The sequence below is a fragment of the Knoellia sinensis KCTC 19936 genome, assembly GCF_000768705.1.
Lineage (GTDB): Bacteria > Actinomycetota > Actinomycetes > Actinomycetales > Dermatophilaceae > Knoellia > Knoellia sinensis.
Genome location: NZ_AVPJ01000005.1, coordinates 208,757 through 227,106 on the forward strand (window position 1 = coordinate 208,757; position 18,350 = coordinate 227,106).

General features: G+C 67.6%; 19 protein-coding genes. 16 read left to right on the plus strand and 3 right to left on the minus strand.

Annotated elements, in window-relative coordinates; all coding sequences use genetic code 11:
• Nucleotides 1-29 precede the first annotated feature (29 nt).
• Both N802_RS08985 and N802_RS08990 read left to right on the plus strand, forming a co-directional pair.
• Nucleotides 30-770: a GAF and ANTAR domain-containing protein gene (locus N802_RS08985; protein ID WP_035914928.1), complete on the plus strand. Its 741-nt coding sequence runs from the start codon at nt 30-32 to the stop codon at nt 768-770.
• Between the two features lie 52 nt (nt 771-822).
• Nucleotides 823-1,539: an ANTAR domain-containing protein gene (locus tag N802_RS08990; RefSeq protein ID WP_425402472.1), complete on the plus strand. Its 717-nt coding sequence runs from the start codon at nt 823-825 to the stop codon at nt 1,537-1,539.
• Between the two features lie 222 nt (nt 1,540-1,761).
• On the opposite strand, the gene N802_RS08995 is transcribed toward N802_RS08990, so the two are convergent.
• The gene (locus N802_RS08995; RefSeq protein ID WP_035914933.1) at nt 1,762-2,037 is read right to left on the minus strand and encodes a hypothetical protein; all 276 of its coding nucleotides are present in this window, start codon (nt 2,035-2,037) and stop codon (nt 1,762-1,764) included.
• 182 nt (nt 2,038-2,219) lie between these two features.
• On the opposite strand from N802_RS08995, the gene N802_RS09000 reads away from it, so the two are divergent.
• Nucleotides 2,220-3,752 (plus strand): FAD-dependent oxidoreductase, encoded by a 1,533-nt coding sequence (locus N802_RS09000; protein ID WP_052109673.1) that lies wholly within the window; start codon nt 2,220-2,222, stop codon nt 3,750-3,752.
• 71 nt (nt 3,753-3,823) lie between these two features.
• Here the strand turns inward: N802_RS09000 and N802_RS09005 are convergent, their stop codons facing one another.
• The gene (locus N802_RS09005; RefSeq protein WP_169743409.1) at nt 3,824-4,342 is read right to left on the minus strand and encodes a copper chaperone PCu(A)C domain-containing protein; all 519 of its coding nucleotides are present in this window, start codon (nt 4,340-4,342) and stop codon (nt 3,824-3,826) included.
• A 243-nt stretch (nt 4,343-4,585) separates the two neighbouring features.
• Here N802_RS09005 and N802_RS09010 point away from each other — a divergent pair, with 243 nt between their 5' ends.
• The 9 genes from N802_RS09010 (at nt 4,586) to N802_RS09050 (ending at nt 13,715) form a co-directional block, all read left to right on the plus strand.
• Nucleotides 4,586-6,226, plus strand: coding sequence for a peptide ABC transporter substrate-binding protein (locus tag N802_RS09010; protein WP_084072058.1), 1,641 nt, complete (start codon nt 4,586-4,588; stop codon nt 6,224-6,226).
• A gap of 105 nt (nt 6,227-6,331) precedes the next feature.
• The gene (locus N802_RS09015) at nt 6,332-7,255 is read left to right on the plus strand and encodes an ABC transporter permease (RefSeq protein WP_035914936.1); all 924 of its coding nucleotides are present in this window, start codon (nt 6,332-6,334) and stop codon (nt 7,253-7,255) included.
• A complete protein-coding gene (locus tag N802_RS09020) occupies nt 7,248-8,225 on the plus strand; it encodes an ABC transporter permease (protein ID WP_052109677.1) in 978 nt (325 codons plus the stop codon). The genes N802_RS09015 and N802_RS09020 overlap by 8 nt, the downstream gene beginning before the upstream one ends.
• Nucleotides 8,226-8,235: 10 nt before the next feature.
• On the plus strand, nt 8,236-9,282 hold the full coding sequence (locus tag N802_RS09025; RefSeq protein WP_084072060.1) for an ABC transporter ATP-binding protein: 1,047 nt from the start codon (nt 8,236-8,238) through the stop codon (nt 9,280-9,282).
• Nucleotides 9,275-10,273: an ABC transporter ATP-binding protein gene (locus tag N802_RS09030; protein ID WP_035914939.1), complete on the plus strand. Its 999-nt coding sequence runs from the start codon at nt 9,275-9,277 to the stop codon at nt 10,271-10,273. Before N802_RS09025 ends, N802_RS09030 begins: the two co-directional genes overlap by 8 nt.
• A 44-nt stretch (nt 10,274-10,317) precedes the next feature.
• Entirely contained in the window at nt 10,318-10,998 is a 681-nt protein-coding gene (locus N802_RS09035; RefSeq protein WP_035914942.1) for a response regulator transcription factor, read from the plus strand.
• Nucleotides 10,995-12,356: a HAMP domain-containing sensor histidine kinase gene (locus N802_RS09040; protein WP_035914945.1), complete on the plus strand. Its 1,362-nt coding sequence runs from the start codon at nt 10,995-10,997 to the stop codon at nt 12,354-12,356. Before N802_RS09035 ends, N802_RS09040 begins: the two co-directional genes overlap by 4 nt.
• The gene (locus tag N802_RS09045; protein WP_052109681.1) at nt 12,353-13,057 is read left to right on the plus strand and encodes a GerMN domain-containing protein; all 705 of its coding nucleotides are present in this window, start codon (nt 12,353-12,355) and stop codon (nt 13,055-13,057) included. Before N802_RS09040 ends, N802_RS09045 begins: the two co-directional genes overlap by 4 nt.
• The gene (locus tag N802_RS09050) at nt 13,023-13,715 is read left to right on the plus strand and encodes a hypothetical protein (protein WP_156971338.1); all 693 of its coding nucleotides are present in this window, start codon (nt 13,023-13,025) and stop codon (nt 13,713-13,715) included. Before N802_RS09045 ends, N802_RS09050 begins: the two co-directional genes overlap by 35 nt.
• A gap of 236 nt (nt 13,716-13,951) precedes the next feature.
• Here the strand turns inward: N802_RS09050 and N802_RS09055 are convergent, their stop codons facing one another.
• Nucleotides 13,952-14,941 carry a malate dehydrogenase gene (locus tag N802_RS09055; protein ID WP_035914947.1) on the minus strand — a complete coding sequence of 330 codons (990 nt, stop codon included), beginning with the start codon at nt 14,939-14,941 and terminating at the stop codon, nt 13,952-13,954.
• Between the two features lie 122 nt (nt 14,942-15,063).
• Between N802_RS09055 and galE the strand changes: the two genes are divergently transcribed.
• From galE to N802_RS09075, 4 genes are all read left to right on the plus strand, one after another.
• Nucleotides 15,064-16,077: a UDP-glucose 4-epimerase GalE gene (gene galE / locus N802_RS09060; protein ID WP_035914949.1), complete on the plus strand. Its 1,014-nt coding sequence runs from the start codon at nt 15,064-15,066 to the stop codon at nt 16,075-16,077.
• Between the two features lie 8 nt (nt 16,078-16,085).
• Complete coding sequence (locus N802_RS09065) at nt 16,086-16,538, plus strand: GNAT family N-acetyltransferase (RefSeq protein ID WP_052109707.1); 453 nt, start codon at nt 16,086-16,088, stop codon at nt 16,536-16,538.
• 372 nt (nt 16,539-16,910) lie between these two features.
• On the plus strand, nt 16,911-17,117 hold the full coding sequence (locus N802_RS09070) for a type II toxin-antitoxin system Y4mF family antitoxin (RefSeq protein WP_035914953.1): 207 nt from the start codon (nt 16,911-16,913) through the stop codon (nt 17,115-17,117).
• Nucleotides 17,114-18,334 carry a type II toxin-antitoxin system HipA family toxin gene (locus N802_RS09075; RefSeq protein ID WP_156971339.1) on the plus strand — a complete coding sequence of 407 codons (1,221 nt, stop codon included), beginning with the start codon at nt 17,114-17,116 and terminating at the stop codon, nt 18,332-18,334. The genes N802_RS09070 and N802_RS09075 overlap by 4 nt, the downstream gene beginning before the upstream one ends.
• Nucleotides 18,335-18,350 lie beyond the last annotated feature (16 nt).

Sequence of the window (18,350 nt, forward strand, 5' to 3'; positions counted from 1 at the left end):
CATGCGAAGCACCAGGCGCGGCGGTCGTCATGGTTGACCATGGAGCCAGACGTGCTCGGGTCAATCAGCTCATCGACGCCGAGCCCCGCGTCGTGGGCGGGTCTCCCGGATCAATCGGACGCCTGGAGCGCTTGTGCACGGCGTTGACCCGAGTGCTCCCTGCCAGCGGAGTCGGGCTGAGCCTGCTGGTTGAGGACAACCACGGCGGCACCATCGCGGCATCGAATGCCACGTCACGTGCGCTGGAGGAGCTCCAGTTCGCACTGGGCGAAGGGCCCTGCATCGACGCCTACACCTCCCGCCGACCCGTCCTTGTCGCCGACCTCCAGGCCCACGGCTCAGCGCGGTGGCCGGGCTACGCCCCCGCAGCCCACGACCACGGCGTGAGAGCTGTCTTCGCGTTCCCATTGCAGGTCGGGGCCGCGCGGGCGGGCGCGCTCGATGTCTATCGTGACGAGCCCGGTCCCCTGAGCGCAGAGTCACTCAACGATGCCTTCACCTTCGCCGACGTCGCCATGGATGTGCTGGTCGACAGCCAGAACGGCGATGAGGGCAGCAAGGCGAGGGCGGACCTCGATGACGTCCTGGCCTACCGCGTCGAGGTCTACCAGGCGCAGGGCATGGTCATGGTTGATCTGGGCGTGAGCATCGACGAGGCGATGGCCAGAATCCGCGGCTACGCCTACGCCGAGAACCAATCGATCGGCGACGTTGCTCGCGACATCATCAGCGGTAAAATCAGACTGGACAAGGACACTCATGAACTCTGACGCAGGCATTCGCCCGGAGGACGGATGGGGAGGCGGAACCGCCATGATCGCCGTGGAGCAGTTGGCCGAGGTCTTCGTCGAACTCGCTGACACCTTGGTCGACGAGTTCGACGTCATCGAGTTCCTCGAGACCCTGGCGACGCATACCGCCACGGTGAGCGCCGCCGCTTCCGCCGGGCTTTTGCTGGCAGATCCGCACGGTCAGCTCCAATACATGGCCTCCTCGACGGAGTCCGTGAAGCTGTTGGAACTCTTCCAGCTCCAATACCAGGAGGGTCCGTGCCTGGACTGCTATCGCATGGGCGAACCCGTCATCAACACTGACCTGAACGAGGCAGACGACCGCTGGCCGCTGTTCGCACCGCGCGCCAGCGAAGCAGGGTTTCAGTCTGTCCACGCCTTCCCGCTGCGACACCGCAGCAAGGTCATTGGTGCGCTGAACCTGTTCAGCCGTGACGCCGGCCGGCTCGAAGGCACGGATGTCCGGATTGTCCAGGCACTGGCCGACGTCGCCACGATTGGTCTGCTTCAGGAGCGCGCCATCCGCAACTCCGAGGTGCTCACCGAGCAGCTGCAAGCCGCCCTCAACAGCCGAATCGTCATCGAACAGGCCAAGGGTGCGTTGGCGCGGATGCACGGCATCGATGTCGATGCGGCGTTCGCGCTGATGCGGGACTATGCGCGCAGCAAGAATCACAGGCTCAGCGATGTCGCCCATGGCGTGGTGACCGATCCTTCGAGCCACGAGGACCTGACCGCCCGCCGGTAGGCCCCGTCCGGCATTCCTTTCAGTCGGCGGAAGGCGCCACGTCGTCCGCTGGTGCCCCTGCTGGGGCGTCGGCCTCCGCTTGGACAACGCCCGAGTCCAGATCCTCAGGCAGCGGTGAGACGTAGCCCGGCGGGGGTGGAGGATCGGGTAGCACCGGTGGGAACGTCGTCCCATCCGGTTGCAGATTCGAAGTGTTGCTCTCCATGTCGACCCTTCTCCGCCCTACGTCGAACCGACACGGAGGCTCCGCAGGGCGCGCACGACCTGGTCCTCCCGTGCCATGAGTTCCATCAGCTCTGGATTCACCTGTGCCTGACCATTCACCTGTGCCTGACCGTCTGCCGGGGTGGCGAAGGTGGGTGCACGCCGGACGGCGTCCTCGATCTGCGCCAGTTCAGCGATCAGCGCCCGAACAGACCCCGGCGGTGGCGTCGACGATTCAGGTGGCCACGCAAAGTCGTCCAACTGAGAGATCCCGGGCTTCTGGTCAAGGTTCATGTCTGTCTCCTGTGCCACGTGCGAGGGGGCTCGGGAGTCACCGGGGTCCGGGGTGACCGTTCCTGACCCCTGCGACATTACGCGTCCGGTCGTTCATCGGGAAGCCCCTTGTGGAGGGGTTTACAGGGCGCGTACTCAGGGCAAGGGTTGGGGTAGGCACTGTCGATCGACGGAGGAGACCCATGGCACTTCCAGCCCCTCACTCATGGTGGATCGACTCGGCGCCCGCGCCCGACCGGTCCGGCGCCACGCTCCCGGCGACGGCAGACGTCGTCGTCGTCGGTGCCGGCATCGCCGGGCTCACCGCGGCGTGGCACCTGGCCCAGGCCGGCCGGGGTGTCCTTCTCCTCGAGGCCGCCCCGGTCGCGAGCGGGGTCAGTGGTCACACGACCGCCAAGGTCTCCGCCCAGCACGGGTTGCGCTACGACCAGCTCAGCCGTCGCAAGAGCCCGGAAGCCGCAGGCGCCTACGCGCGAGCCCAACGCGAGGCGCTGGAGTGGATCGACGCCCAGGTGGCCGAGCACGGCGTGGAGTGCGCGTGGGAGCGGATCCCGACCAACCTCTACTCCACGGACGACAAGGACGTCCACGCCTACAAGGCGGAGGCCGCCGCGTGCACTGCGGCCGGCCTGCCGTCGAGCGTCGAGACAGGGGCTTCCACCCTGCCGTTCGACGTGACTGCCGTGCTGCGCATGGACGACCAGGCGCAGTTCCACCCGAGGCAGTGGCTCCTGCATCTCGCCGAGAAGATCGAACAGGCCGGCGGCGTCATCGTCGAGGGCTGCCGCGTCACCGGCGTCGAGGACCACGGGCGCACCGTCGTCACAGCCGACCACCGGGTCGCGGCGCAGGACGTCCTCATCACGTCGCACTTCCCGATCCTCGACCGAGGCGGCTACTTCGCGCGTCTCGAACCCATCCGCGACCTCGTCGTCAGCGGACTCGTCGATCCCGCGAAGGCGCCGGACGCGGCCTACCTCTGCACGAGCGAATCGCGCTCGTTCCGCACGGTCCCCGACAGCGACGGGGGCGTGCGCTTGATCGTCGGCGGTGAGAACTACCGAGTCGGCACCAAGACCGACGTCGAAAGCGGGTATGCCGCGCTCGCGGACTTCGCGGCGACGCACTTCGGGGTCACCGAGGTGACCCACCGCTGGTCCGCCCACGACCTCGTCACCCCGGACCACGTGCCCTACGTCGGGCCCTTCCACCCCGGCGCCGACCACCTGTGGGTGGCCACGGGGTTCAACCTGTGGGGGATGACCGGTGGCACGGCCGGTGGCCGACTCGTCGCCGATCAGGTCCTCGGCCGGGCCGACGAGGAGCTGGCCACGCTCTTCGACCCGGCGCGCGCGGATCTCGACGTGGCCGCCGGCGTCGCCAAGGACAACGCGGTCGTGGCCAAGCACCTCGTCACCGACCTGCTCAAGGCGGCGACGACGGAGGGTTCGGTGGAATCCCTGGCTCCGGGCGAGGCGCGTGTCGGGCGGATCGGCGGCCAGCTCGTGGCGTCCTACCGTGACGAGGCGGGCACGGTTCACAGCGTCAACGCGCGGTGCACCCACCTCGGCTGTGCCCTGGCGTTCAACAACGCCGAGCGTTCGTGGGACTGCCCCTGCCACGGGTCACGGTTCGCCCTCGACGGTTCGGTCCTGCACGGACCCGCGACCGCGGCACTGAGCGTTCATGGCAATGCGGAGGACGAGAAGGCCTGACTCCCCTGGAACGCGAGCACGCGGCATACGGAGAAAAATTCTCTCGTATGCCGCGTGCTGCGGTTGCGCTGTCAGCCGTCAGTGTCCGAGGTGGGTAGTTGTGGGGGATCGGGGTTCGGGTCGACTGCCTCGACATCCATCACGGCCGTGCGACCACTGGCGAATTCCAGTGTCACGGTGACGAATTCGGCGCCACGCACCTGCTCCTCGATGTCGTGCAGGACAAGGTGCGGCGCGCCTCGCTCGAGCTGCGCCCACTCCATGGTCGGGAGGTCGACGGGGAACGCACCCTCACTCAAGGTGACCTTCGAGGCGATCGGGCTGCTGGCCCCGGTGAGGGTCCGGGGCTCGCCCGAACTGTTGTGCAGCCACACATACAGGGGCACGTCGTCTCCGGTCTCCCACCCGTCAGGGTCCTCGGGCGCCTCGAGGTGGGCGTAGCGGATCTTGACGCCGTCGATCTCGAGGTTGGTGCCGGGTGAGTCGCCCGTCGTGGTGGGGTAGGTGGCACACGACGTCAGGACGAGGACAGCGGTGACGGCAGTCGCCGCTCGGCGGATGCTCGCGATGTGGCTGCTGGTTGTCTTCATGACTTCACTGTGCCCCGAGGGGTTCTCTCCGAACCCCACGCTCTCGTTGCGGTTTCGCGGGTGCATCACGGTGGGGTGGCCAGTGTTGCGGCTCGATGACGGCCGCTTTGAGGTTGCGTGACGAAGCGCCCAGATGGGTCCCCGAGGGGTGGTGTCGGCGCCGGTCGAGTGGCTTTCTGGACTCATGGCCGAATGCCCAACACCGGCGCGGCAGTGAGTCACAGGAGAGAGAAGGCGGACGCCATGACACGGCAACGCATGAAGATCTGGATGGCCATCACGGCCGGGGCCGCACTCACGGCCACGGCCTGTGGTGGCGCGAGTGAGAGCGGCGGCGAAGACACCGGCGAGAGCGGCGGAAGTTTCTCGATGTACGTCTGCGAACCAGAGCACCTGATCCCGCAGAACACCAACGAGACGTGCGGCGGCGAGGTGCTGGGTGCGCTGTTCACCCCACTGGTGAGCTTCACGGCCGACGAGAGCGAGATGACGTTCGACGACGCCATCGCCGAGTCGATCGAGTCCGACGACCAGAAGGTCTGGACGATCAGGCTCAAGGAGGGTTTCACCTTCCACAACGGCGAGCCCGTTGACGCGCAGTCCTACGTCCGGGCCTGGAACGCCGGCGCCTACGGACCCAATGCCTACGGCAACAACTACTTCTTCGCCAACATCGAGGGTTATGACGCACTCAACCCCAAGGACCCCGATGGTGACGGTGCACAGAAGCCCCCGGCGCCGAGCACCAAGGAGCTGAGCGGGCTCAAGGTCATCGACGACAGGACCTTCGAGGTCACGCTCACCGCTCCGTTCAGCCAGTTCCCGCTGACTGTCGGCTACACGGCGTTCTTCCCACTGCCCAAGGCCTACGAGGACGACCCCAAGGCCTTCGAGGAGAGTCCGATCGGCAACGGTCCGTTCATGATGGACGGCACCTGGCAGCACGACCAGCAGATCAAGGTCAAGCGGTACGAGAACTACAAGGGTGACAAGGCGAAGGCCGATGCGGTGACGTTCAAGATCTACTCGAACGTCAACACGGCATACAACGACTTGCTCGGCGGCAACCTCGACATCATGGATTCACTGCCGCCCGAGCGACTGGGTGAGGCCAAGTCACAGTTCGGCGAGCGCTTCGTCGAGCGACCCAGCTCGAGCTTCACCTACGTCGGGTTCCCGTTGTACGACCCGAAGTTCGAGGACCCGAAGTTGCGCCAGGCCTTCTCGATGGCCATCGACCGGCAGGCAATCATCGACGCGATCTTCAGCGGCGCCTACCAGCCTGCGAAGTCCGTGGTCTCACCGGTCGTGACCGGTTCGCGTGAGGACCCGTGTGGTGAGCCCTGCACCTACAACCCGGAACGGGCCAAGCAGTTGCTCCAGGAGGCTGGCGGCTGGAGCGGGCCGCTGACCCTGTGGTTCAACAGCGGTGCCGGCCACGAGAAGTGGATGGAGGCCGTCTCCAACCAGCTCCGCAGCAACCTCGGCATCACCGACATCCAGTTCAAGTCACTCGAGTTCGCTGAGTACCTCGGCCTGCTCGACTCCGAGAAGATCACTGGACCGTTCCGTCTTGGCTGGGTCATGGACTACCCGAGCCCGCAGAACTACCTGGAGCCGATCCACAGTTCAGGCGGCTCGTCGAACAACACGACCTACTCCAACAAGGCGGTCGACGACCTCATCGCCGAGGGCAATGCGGCGGACAGTGTCGAGGCGGGTATCGAGGCCTACAACAAGGCCGAGGACCTGATCCTCGAGGACATGCCGATCATCCCCATGTGGTTCGGCAAGGTCCAGGCCGGTCACTCCGACCATGTCGACAACGTCGTCATCGACGCGTTCACCCGCGTTCGACTCGAGGACGTGACGGTCAACCAGTAGCCCGGTCTGGGGGCCGATCCAGGGAACGGCCCCAAGAGGCGGCTGGCGACGGCGTCACCACCTGTCGTCGCCAGTCGTCCACCACCCACTCCGAAGGAGGGCGTCATGGGCAGGTACACCGCACGGCGGCTCCTGCAGATGCTGCCGGTGTTCATCGGCACGACATTCCTGATCTTCGCCCTGGTGTTCGCGATCCCCGGGGACCCGATCCGGGCATTGGCCGGCGACCGGCCGATCTCACCCTCGACCGTCGCGACGTTGCGTGAGGAGTACAACCTCGACGACCCGCTGGTCGTCCAGTACGGCAAGTACATGGCCGGACTCGTGCAGGGTGACTTCGGCAAGGACTACAACGGTCGAGAAGTCGTGGACATCATGGCCCACAGGTTCCCGGTGACCATCCGGCTGGCCCTCGTCGCCTTCATCTTCGAGATCCTCATCGGTCTCGTGGCCGGCGTGGTCGCAGCCCTGCGGCGTCGGTCTTACCTCGACACGCTCGTGCTGGTGACGACCACGGCGATCGTCTCGATCCCGACGTTCGTGCTCGGGTTCACCCTGCAGTTGTTGCTCGGGGTGAAGTTGGGGTGGTTCCCCATCGCCGGCATCTCGCAGGGGTGGTACAGCTACCTTCTGCCCGGATTCGTGCTGGGTGCACTGTCCCTCGCCTACGTCGCGCGCCTGACCCGGACCAGCCTCGTCGAGAACCTGCGGGCCGACTACGTCCGGACGGCGACGTCCAAGGGACTGAGCCGCAAGCGGGTGGTCGGACGCCACGCCCTGCGCAACTCGCTCATCCCCGTCGTCACCTACCTCGGCATCGACCTTGGCGCGCTCATGGGCGGCGCGATCGTCACCGAGGGCATCTTCAACCTCCCCGGGATCGGGCAGCAGGTCTTCCTCTCGGTCCGTGCCCAGGAGGGCCCGGTCGTCGTCGGGATCGTGACTGCTCTCGTTCTCGTCTTCATCTTCGCCAACCTCGCCGTGGATCTCCTCTACGGCGTCCTCGACCCGAGGATCCGCTATGAGTGACAAGACCCGCAGCCGACCGGACACGCGTGACGTCGAGCCCCGCGGAGCGGCCCGCGACCAGACCGGTGCCACCGGTGCAGCCGCCGACCCCTCCGGTGGCGAGGCGGCCGGTGAGCTCTCCGGACGCAGCGCGAGTCTGTGGGCCGATGCATGGCGGGAGCTGCGGCACGACAAGATCTTCCTGGTCGCCGCAGCCGTCGTCACGGTGTTCGTCGTCATGGCCGCCTTCCCCGTCGTCTTCACGCGCACCAACCCCCGCTCGTGCGACCTGTCCCGGTCGCTCGGTCGTCCCAGCTCCGAGAACTGGTTCGGCTACGACCTGCTCGGGTGCGACTACTACGCCCAGGTCGTCCATGGTGCCCGCGTCTCCATCGTCATCGGCATCCTCGTCACCGTGATCGCCGTGGCGATCGCTCTCGTGCTCGGCAGTCTGTCGGGCTACTACGGCGGGATCACCGACTCGATCATCGCCCGCTTCACCGACGTGGTCTTCGGCCTGCCCTTCATCCTCGGTGCGATCGTCATCCTCACCGTCTTCGAGAACCGCGGCCTTTTCCAGGTCACCCTCGTTCTGGCGGTTCTCGGGTGGACGACGATGACCCGTCTCATGCGCTCGTCGGTGATTTCCGTGCGGGACAGCGACTACGTCCTGGCGGCCCGCGCTCTTGGCACCAGCGACTTCAGGATCCTCACGCGGCACATCCTGCCCAATGCCATTGCACCCGTCGTCGTCTACGCCACGATCTATGTTGGGATCGTCATCGCCGCCGAGGCCACGTTGTCGTTCCTCGGCGTGGGGCTCCAGCTGCCCGCGATCTCGTGGGGCCTCATGATCTCCGACGCCCAGTACCGCATCGCCGAGGCGCCGCACCTGCTGCTGTTCCCGGGCATGTTCCTCAGCCTCACGGTGCTGTCCTTCATCCTCATGGGTGACGCTCTGCGCGACGCCCTCGACCCGAAGCTTCGGTGAGGAGCGCGCCATGCCCGCGACCGAGATGCTGCCCAGCAGCACACCCACGACCAAGCGCCGGCCCGACCACGAAGGCCCCCTGCTCGAGGTCGAGGACCTCGCTGTCGAGTTCCGGACTCGGGACGGCGTGGTGCACGCCGTCGACGGCGTCAGCTACCACGTCGACGCGGGGGAGACCTTGGCAATTCTCGGCGAGTCCGGTTCCGGCAAGAGCGTCGGAGCGCAGGCCGTCATGGGCCTCATCGACTCCCCGCCTGGACACATCACCCGGGGCAGCATCCGCTATCGCGGGAAGGACTTGCTCGGCCTCGACGAGGGTGCCCGGCAGCGTGTCCGCGGCAGGGACATCGCCATGGTCTTCCAGGACGCGTTGAGCTCTCTCAACCCGGTCTTCACGGTCGGCGACCAGATCGCGGAGATGTATCGCGTCCACGAGGGCGCCTCGCGTGCGGATGCGCGACGGCGGGCCATCGACATGATGGACCGGGTCCACATCCCCGCGGCCACGAGCCGCTTCGACGACTACCCGCACCAGTTCTCCGGGGGTATGCGCCAGCGCATCATGATCGCGATGGCGCTGTCCCTGGGGCCCGACGTGCTCATCGCCGACGAGCCGACGACCGCCCTGGACGTGACGGTGCAGGCGCAGATCATGGACCTCCTTGCCGAGTTGCAGCGCGAGTCGACGATGGCCCTGGTGCTCATCACCCACGACCTCGGCGTGGTCGCCGATGTCGCCGACCGGATCGCGGTGATGTATGCGGGACGCATCGTCGAGCACGGTCCGGTGATCGAGCTCTACGAGAGGCCAGCGCACCCCTACACCCAGGGGCTCATCGACTCGATCCCGCGGATGGACGACGACCGCGAGGAACTCGTCCCGATCGCCGGCGCGCCACCCAACCTCATGAAGGTCCCCTCGGGCTGCTCGTTCCACCCCCGTTGTCCCATCGCCCGCGACGAGTGCGCCACGGATGAACCTCCTTTGTATGCCGTGTGGTCCGGTCGCGAGTCGGCCTGCCACTTCTGGGAAGAGGTTGTGAGCAGCCATGACTGAGCCACTGGTGCAGGTGCGAGGCCTCGTGAAGCACTACCCCCTCACCAGGGGCATCGTGTTCAAGAAGCAGGTCGGCACGGTGCGTGCCGTTGACGGGGTGGACTTCGATCTGGCCTCCGGGGAGACCCTGGGGCTGGTCGGCGAGTCGGGCTGCGGCAAGTCCACGGTGGCCAAGCTCGTGCTGCGACTGGAGGAGGCCACGGAGGGGCAGGTGTTCTTCGAGGGCGAGGACATCCATGACATGCCCCATGGTCGCCTGCGCGAACTCCGACGCCAGATCCAGATCGTGCTGCAGGATCCGTACTCCTCGCTCAACCCGCGCATGACCGTCGGGGACATCGTGGCCGAACCCTTCGCGGTTCACCGCTCCGTGGCTCCGAGGGAGTCGTGGCGTCGCCGCGTCCAGGACCTCCTGGAGCGCGTTGGGCTGGACCCGGACCATGTCAACCGCTACCCGCACCAGTTCTCCGGTGGCCAACGGCAGCGCATCGGGATCGCCCGGGCGCTGGCGCTCGACCCCCAGGTCCTCGTGTGCGACGAGGCCGTCTCCGCACTCGACGTGTCCGTCCAGGCCCAGGTCATCAACCTCCTGCGCCAGCTCCAGAGCGACCTAGGCCTCGCCTATCTCTTCATCGCCCACGACCTCTCCGTGGTGCGTCACATCAGTGACCGAGTGGCCGTGATGTATCTCGGCAAGATCGTCGAGGTCGGCGAGCGTTCCGACGTCTTCCGCGAGCCCGGTCATCCCTACACCCAGGCTCTGCTCTCCGCCGTGCCCAGCCCGGACCCGCGCAAGGCCGGGGAAAATGACCGCATCGTGCTCGAGGGTGACGTGCCCAGCCCCGCCGACCCACCCTCGGGCTGTCACTTCCGCACCCGGTGCTGGAAGGCGACAGAGCGGTGCGCGGCGGAGGAGCCGGCGTTGGAGGTGCGGGCCGCGGGCCATCCGGACGCGTGCCACTTCTCCGAGATCCGGCACGTGGTCCGATGAGTTGGGCACGGTGATTCGACGTGTTCGGGGGCCATGATGGAGGGATGAACCGCCGGGTACTCCTCATCGATGACGACCCCCGCATCCGTCAGGTGCTCGGGCTCGCGCTCCGGGGCGAGGGCTACACCGTCGACGTGGCCGAGACGGCCGCCGAGGGCCTCGCCGCCCTGACGGCCTCCTCGCCCGACGTGGTTCTGCTCGACGTGATGCTTCCGGATGAGGACGGCTTCTCCGTATGCCGTGAGATCCGCGCCCGCAGCCACGTCCCCGTCATCATGGTCACCGCCCGCACCGACAGCCACGACGTGGTGGCGGGACTGGAGTCGGGCGCCGACGACTATGTCAGCAAGCCGCTGATGGCCAAGGAACTGTCGGCTCGGATTCGGGCTCTGTTGCGCCGGGCGGGGCCACGCCAGGACGAGGCGGAGGAGTTCACCGTCGGCGACCTCACCATCCGGCTGCGTGAGGCCGAGGTGCTGCGGGACGACACCCCGCTCTCCCTGACCCACACCGAGTTCAAACTCCTGGCCGAACTTGCCCGCGAACGCGGCGGGGTGTGCAGCCGTGAGGTTCTCCTGCAACGGGTCTGGGGCTATGACTACTTCGGCGACAGCCGCATCGTCGACGTCCACGTGAGTCGCCTGCGGGCCAAGCTCGAGAGTGACCCGGGCCAACCGCGCCATGTCGTCACCGTCCGGGGACACGGCTATCGCCTCGTGCCATGACGGGTTCTCGGGACCTGACGCCTCGCCGGGTCACCGGTCTTCGGACCCGTGTGGGGCTGGCGCTCGCCGCCACCGCGGTGCTGGTGCCGGCACTGCTCGCCCTGACGCTCTGGTTCGTGGTGACGAGCTACCTCGTGTCGCAACGGGAGCGGCTCGCGCTGGCTCAGGCGGAGAGCAATGTCGCGGTCGTCGAGAGGGCCCTCGGCCAGCCAGATACCCCCATCCCGGAGGTGCTGAATGGTCTGCCGCGCACCACGGACACGGCGATCCTGCTGAGGCATCGTGGCGGGTGGTACGGCACGTCCGTCGCTCCGAATCCTGACGCATTGCCCAAGGCACTCACGCAGCTCGTCATGACCGGGACGGCTGCTTCACAACGTGTCAGCATGGGCGGAACTCCGGTGCTTGTCATCGGTCTCCCCATGACGGAGACGTCCTATCTTCAGGTGTTTCCGCTGACCGAGCTCGACGAGACCCACCGCACGCTCAGCACGGCATTGGTGGGCGTCAGCACCCTTGCTGCGGCGGCGGGGGTCTTCCTTGGTCGGGCTGCGGGGCGTCGGGCGCTTGCTCCGCTCTCACCGGTCATCGAGGCGACCAAGGCGATCGCCGACGGCAACCTCGCGACCCGTCTCGACGGCGCGGGTGACCCCGATCTGGACGAGGTGGCGACTGCGTTCAACCGGACCGCGGAGCGCCTCCAGCGGAGGGTCGCCGCGGACGAGCGCTTCGCCGGCGACGTCAGTCACGAGATGCGCACGACCCTCATGGCGATGCTCAACGCGTTCGAACTGGTCGAGTCCGGACCGGACCTGCCTCCGGCCTCTCGGGAGGCGTTCGTGTTGCTGGGCACCGAGCTACGTCGGTTCTCCGTCATGGTCGAGGAGCTCCTCGAGATCTCCCGCGCCGGCGAGGGCGATGTTGGCCTGGTTCTTGAGCAGGTCATCATCGGCGACCTTGTCGCGGCCGCCGCCGACCGCACAGCAGGGCGGCAGGTCACCCACATCTCACCCAGCATCGAACGACTACGCATGCGCGTCGACAAGCGGCGCATCGAACGGGTCGTCACCAACCTTGTTCACAACGCCGAGGTGCATGGGAACGGAGTGGTGCAGGTGGCCGTCGAGCCGTACGCCCATGGCGCACGGATCTTCGTCGACGACGCAGGGCCCGGCGTTGCTCCCGACCGCCGCGAACGGATCTTCGAGCGATTCGCCACGGAGACCGCCGGGGGAGTGGGCCTCGGACTGTCCATCGTCGCCCGTCACGTGCACCAGCACGGCGGATCGGTGTGGGTCGGCGACCGCCCCGGTGGCGGAGCCCGATTCATCGTCGAGTTACCCGAGGAGCGGGCATGACGAGGAGCCGCGCTGTCCTCGCGCTGATGGCTGCAGCTCTCCTCATCGCGGGTTGCGGTGTCTCACTCCAGGATGAGCCGGAGCGCATCGACCGAGACCGCGCCACTCCCGGCACGACCGCGCCGAGCGCTGAAGCCGGCCAACTCGAGGCCACCGTGTACCTCGTCCGCGACGATCGGCTCGTGCCGGTGCAACGCCGGTTGCGCAGGACTGACGGAACCGAGTTACTGCGGTCGTTGTTCGCGGGTCCACTGGCGGACGAACGCAAGCTCGGCCTGCGGACCGCCCTCCTTCCGGGGCTTGCGGCAGGCCGCGTGTCCCTCGTCGACTCGGTCGCCGTCGTCGAAGTCCCGGCGCAGGTCGCACAGCGGGAAGGTCCTGACCACGTCCTCGCCGTGGCACAGATCGTGTTCACCCTGACGACGGCCGAGGGCGTGCGCAGCGTGCAACTGGCCCGATCCGGAACCCCGACACCGGCACCCGCCGGGGACGGGCATCTCGTGGTTCGGCCCTTGACGCGGGCCGACTTCGTCGACAAAGCACCCACGCAGAGTCCGGGACGCCTACGCCGACCTGAGCTCGCCATGTATGGATCGGGCGTTGCGAGTCCTTGTGTGCCGACACCGGCGGGACGAAAATTGACCTGTGAGGTGAAAGGAGATCGTGATGAATGCTCAATCGAAATCCGAGCGACTTCGTAAAGCGATCTGCGGCTCATGCCTGATTGCGGCGCCCGTCCTGTTGCTGGTGGGCGGCCTCCTGCACCCGGAGGAGACCACCAACGCGGCGCGCCAGTACGACATCGTTGCCGCCAACGCGGACCGGTGGGAACTGTCCCACTGGCTCATCACCGCGTCGATGCTGTTGATGGTCGGAGCCATTCTCGGCCTGGCCCACCAACTCCACGAGCGGCGTCCCGCTGAGGGGATCCTCGGCGGGGCTGTCGCCATCATGGGCGCCATGGCGCTGTTCGCCGTCGCTGCGGCGGAGACGATCGTCATTCCCGAACTCGGCCGCTCGGCTGAGGCTGGCGCTGGTGCGCTCTACGAGCAGATCTTCGCATTCGGCGGGACGCGGTGGACCGTGCTGCTGGTGGCGGTGCTCCTGATGCCGATTGGACTGATGGCCATGAGCTACGGGCTGTTCCGCTCGCAGGTCGCGCCAACCTGGGCGGCCGGGGCGTTGGGCTTCGGTGCGCTGGTGCTCATCGTGGCTCTGCCCAGCGGCTCCATGGTGGCGTTCGCGGTCGGCCTCGCGGCCATGACGGTCGGGATGGCCACGGTCGGCTGGGAAGTCCTCAGCGAGACCTACGAACAGTGGGAGCACCCACCGGTTCTGAGCGCCGCCCCGGCGGCCTGACGCGCAAACTCGAGCACGGCGTTTGAGGGCCCGGGTTCAGTAGGTGGTGGATCGCGTCGATAACCAATAGGTGTCCAATCTGGCCACCTATTGGTTATCGCAGCCGAAACGCACCTATCCCGTCCTCGGCGCCGCAGATGCGGGGCAAACGCGAGCACGCGGCATACGGAGAAAAAATCTCTCGTATGCCGCGTGCTCGCGTTGCGCTGTCAGCGCGCGTCCCAGCGTGGCTGGGTTCAGATCAAACCGAGGCCCTTGACGGCGTCGCGCTCCTCGGCGAGCTCGGCCACGGAGGCGTCGATCTTGCCGCGGGAGAACTCGTCGATGTCGAGGCCCTGGACGATGCTCCACTGGCCGTCCTTGACGGTGACGGGGAAGGAGGAGATGAGGCCTTCCTCGACACCGTAGGAGCCGTCGGAGCGGACGGCCATGGAGACCCAGTCGCCCTCGGCGGTGCCGTCGACCCAGGTGCGGGCGTGGTCGATCGTGGCGGAGGCAGCTGACGCGGCCGAGGACGCACCGCGCGCCTCGATGATCGCGGCGCCGCGCTTGGCGACGGTGGGGATGAAGGTGTCGGCGAGCCAGGCCTGGTCGCCCACGGTCTCGGCGGCGTTCTTGCCGGAGACCTCGGCGTGGAAGAGGTCGGGGTACTGCGTCGCGGAGTGGTTGCCCCAGATCGTCATCTTCTTGATCTCGGTGACGGGCACCTGGAGCTTGGCGGCGAGCTGGCTGATCGCGCGGTTGTGGTCGAGGCGGGTCAGCGCCGAGAACTGCGACGTGGGGATGTCGGGGGCGTTGCTCATCGCGATGAGTGCGTTGGTGTTGGCCGGGTTGCCGGTGACGGTGATGCGCACGTCGTCGGCCGCGACCTTGTTGAGGGCCTTGCCCTGCGGGGCGAAGATGCCACCGTTGGCCTCGAGGAGGTCACCGCGCTCCATGCCCGGGCCGCGGGGGCGGGCGCCGACGAGGAGGGCGTGGTTGACGCCGTCGAAGACCTTCTCGGCGTCGTCGCCGATCTCGACCTTGGCGAGCGTCGGGAAGGCGCAGTCGTCGAGCTCCATGACGACACCCTCGAGAGCCTTGAGGGCCGGCGTGATCTCGAGCAGGCGCAGCTCGACGGGGGTGTCGGGGCCGAGCAGGGCACCGGACGCGATGCGGAACAGCAGGCTGTAGCCGATCTGGCCGGCAGCGCCGGTCACGGCCACCTTGACGGGGGTCTGGCTCACGATGGGTACCTCTTCATGCTCAGGGTTCGGGTTCACGGCGAACGATGGTCGATCGCGACGCTATCAGCGGCGGAGTGGCGGTCGGACAACTGCCCACGTGGAGTGCGCCATAGGGTGTGGGGATGCATGTTCTCGTCTCCGGCGGCGCCGGCTACATCGGGTCGCACACGGTCGTCCAGCTCGTCGCCGCGGGGCACGAGGTGACCGTCGTCGACTCGTTCGCCAACGCCAAGCCGTCGGTCATCGCGCGGCTCAACGCGCTGACCGGCACCACGATCGACGTGCACTCCTTCGACCTCACCGACCGCGACAAGACCGAGCACCTTTTCGCTCACACGGAGATCGACGCGGTCATCCACTTCGCCGGATTCAAGGCGGTGGGGGAGAGCGTGGAGAAGCCACTGGAGTACTACGAGAACAACCTCGACTCGACGTTCTCGCTGGTGCGAGCGATGCGACGCCACGACGTCCGCAAGCTCGTCTTCTCGAGCTCGGCGACGGTCTATGGCGCGGACCCGGTCGTGCCCATGACCGAGCACGCACCGACGTCTGCGACCAACCCCTACGGCTGGACCAAGGTCATGAACGAGCAGGTGCTGCGCGACGTGGCGGCGGCCGACCCGACGTGGCGGATCGCGTTGCTGCGCTACTTCAACCCGGTCGGTGCGCACCCGAGCGGCACCATCGGTGAGGACCCGAGCGACATCCCCAACAACCTCATGCCGTTCATCGCGCAGGTTGCGGTGGGGCGGCGCGAGAAGCTGCTCGTCTTTGGCGACGACTACCCGACGCCCGACGGAACCGGTGTGCGCGACTACATCCACGTCGAGGACCTTGCGGCCGGGCACATCGCTGCGCTCACCAAGCTCGCGACGGCTGAGGAGCCGGTGAGCACCTGGAACCTTGGCACCGGCCACGGCACGTCGGTCCTCGAGCTGCTGCACGCGTTCGAGCGGGCGGTCGGGCACGAGCTGCCGTACGAGATCGTCGACCGGCGTCCGGGTGACATTGCTGCTTCGTTTGCCGACCCGCGTCGGGCAGAGGCGGAGTTGGGGTGGAAGGCGACGCGCACCGTCGACGACATGTGCGCCGACACGTGGCGGTGGCAGAGCCAGAACCCCGACGGCTACCCGTGACCGGACCGATGGTGCGGCGGGCGACTCGCGAGGACCTGCCCGCGATCGTCGCCCTGCTCGTCGACGACCCGCTTGGTGCGACGCGCGAGTCGGCGGGTGGAGCGGATGGTGAGCTCACGGCATACGTGACGGCCTTTGAGGCGATCGACGCGGATCCGGCGCATGCGCTCGTCGTCCTCGACGACGGGGGAGAGGTCGTCGGCACGCTCCAGCTCACGCTCCTGCCGGGGCTGTCGCGAGGGGGTGCGTTGCGTGCCCAGATCGAGGCGGTGCGCGTGGCGTCGAGCCGACGCGGGCAAGGACTCGGCGAGCAGTTGTTCCAGTGGGCGATCGACGAGGCGCGGCGTCGGGGAGCGGTCCTGGTGCAGCTCACGACCGACGCGAGTCGTGGGGACGCGCACCGGTTCTATGAGCGGCTCGGCTTCGTGCCGTCCCACGTCGGGATGAAGCGCACCCTCTGATCCCCGGGTCGACTGCCGCGCTGGACCACCGCCAGCGTCGAGGTGCTGGGGGCGGCGTGAAGGTGGTGTCGCACGGCGCTGTGCACTGCTGCGGGCCTGCGCAGCAGTGCACAGCCCAGCCGTGCCCCGACTGTGCACTGCTGCAGGCGTACGCAGCAGTGCACAGCGCGCGCCGGGACCTCTCAGAGGCCCAGCACGAGATCAGGGCACGAGCAGCAACGCACCGATCGGTGCGTTTCTCTCGCCCGGTTGCGCCCTGAGGTGACGTTGCAACCAAAAACGCACCGATCGTTCTGTTTTCCTTGACGATGCGGCCGAGCTGTGGAGATACTTGAGCAAAACGCACCAATCGGTGTGTTTCTGGGAGGTCTCATGTCAATGCCCACCGAACTCGCCACCGCCGTCCGCGAGCGACGTCGCGCCCTCGGCCTCACCCAGCAGGAGACGGGAGAGCTCGCCGGGGTCTCTGCGAAGTTCATCCGCGACTTCGAGCGCGGCAAGGATTCGGTGCGTCTGGACAAACTGACGGACCTGCTCGACGTGCTCGGCCTGGCCCTCCGCGTCGAGGTGTCACGGTGACGCAGCAGTCGGTGCGCGCGCTCGACCGGCGCGATGTCGCAGACGTCTACAAGGCCGGACGGCTCGCCGCCACCCTGACCCGGGGGGCCGACGGCGTCCGCTTCGCCTACCTGCCGGACCATCTGGAGCGCGGCCTCCCACCCGTGGCGACGACTCTGCCGCTGACCGACGAGCCCCTGATGTCGCCGCCCGGCGCGGTCCCTCCCTATTTCGCGGGCCTTCTCCCGGAGGGTCGGCGCCTCACGGGACTGAGGCGAGCACTCAAGGCGTCGGCCGACGACGAGCTGACCCTGCTGCTCGCGGTGGGCGCGGATCCGGTGGGCGACGTTCAGGTCGTTCCTCAAGGTCACGTGCCCGCGCCCGCCGAGCCACTCATCCAGGTCGCGAAGTCGTTCGACGAGATCACCTTCTCCGAGGTGCTCGAGCAGGCCGGAGTGATCGACCCCGTCGCCCTGGCGGGAGTCCAGGACAAGGCCTCCGCGCGGATGATTTCCGTGCCGGTCGCGCGGGCGGGGGAGCGCTACATCCTCAAGGTCGACCCCCCGGAGTTTCCGCGCGTTGTGGTCAACGAGGCCTTCTTCGTCCGCGTCGCCAAGGTCGCTCGCCTCCCGGTCGTGGACGCCCGCGTCGTCCACGACAGCACCGGCCGACCCGGGCTGCTCGTGCGTCGCTTCGACCGCGTCCTGGTCGACGGTGAACCGCGCGCGCTCGCGGTCGAAGACGCGGCTCAGGCCATGAACCTCTATCCCGCCGACAAGTACGCCGTGGGGGCCGAGGCTGCCGTGACTGCACTCAGCACGTTGTGCGCCGCTCGGCCAGTGGCAGTGCGGGACCTCTTCAGGCAACTCACCTTCGCGTGGTTCACCGGCAATGGTGACGTCCACGCCAAGAACCTTTCGGTACTCGCCACGCCCACAGGGGAGTGGCGCGTCTCCCCGGCCTACGACCTCCCCTCCACGCTGCCGTACCGCGATCACACGATGGCCCTCCCCATGGCGGGGAGGCGAGAGGGGTTCTCTCGTCGGTCCCTGCTCGAGTTCGCAGACCGCATCGGGCTCCCGTCAGCGTCAGCGGAGCGGGTCATCGACGAGGTCCTCACCGCGACCGCAGACGTCGCCGCGTCGCTGACTGCGGACCCGCTCGGCTTCCCGCCGCACCAGATCCGCAGTTGGGTTCGGGCGTTGAGCCACCGCCGCGAGGCCGCACTGCCGAGCTGACGGCGGCGGGCGTGCG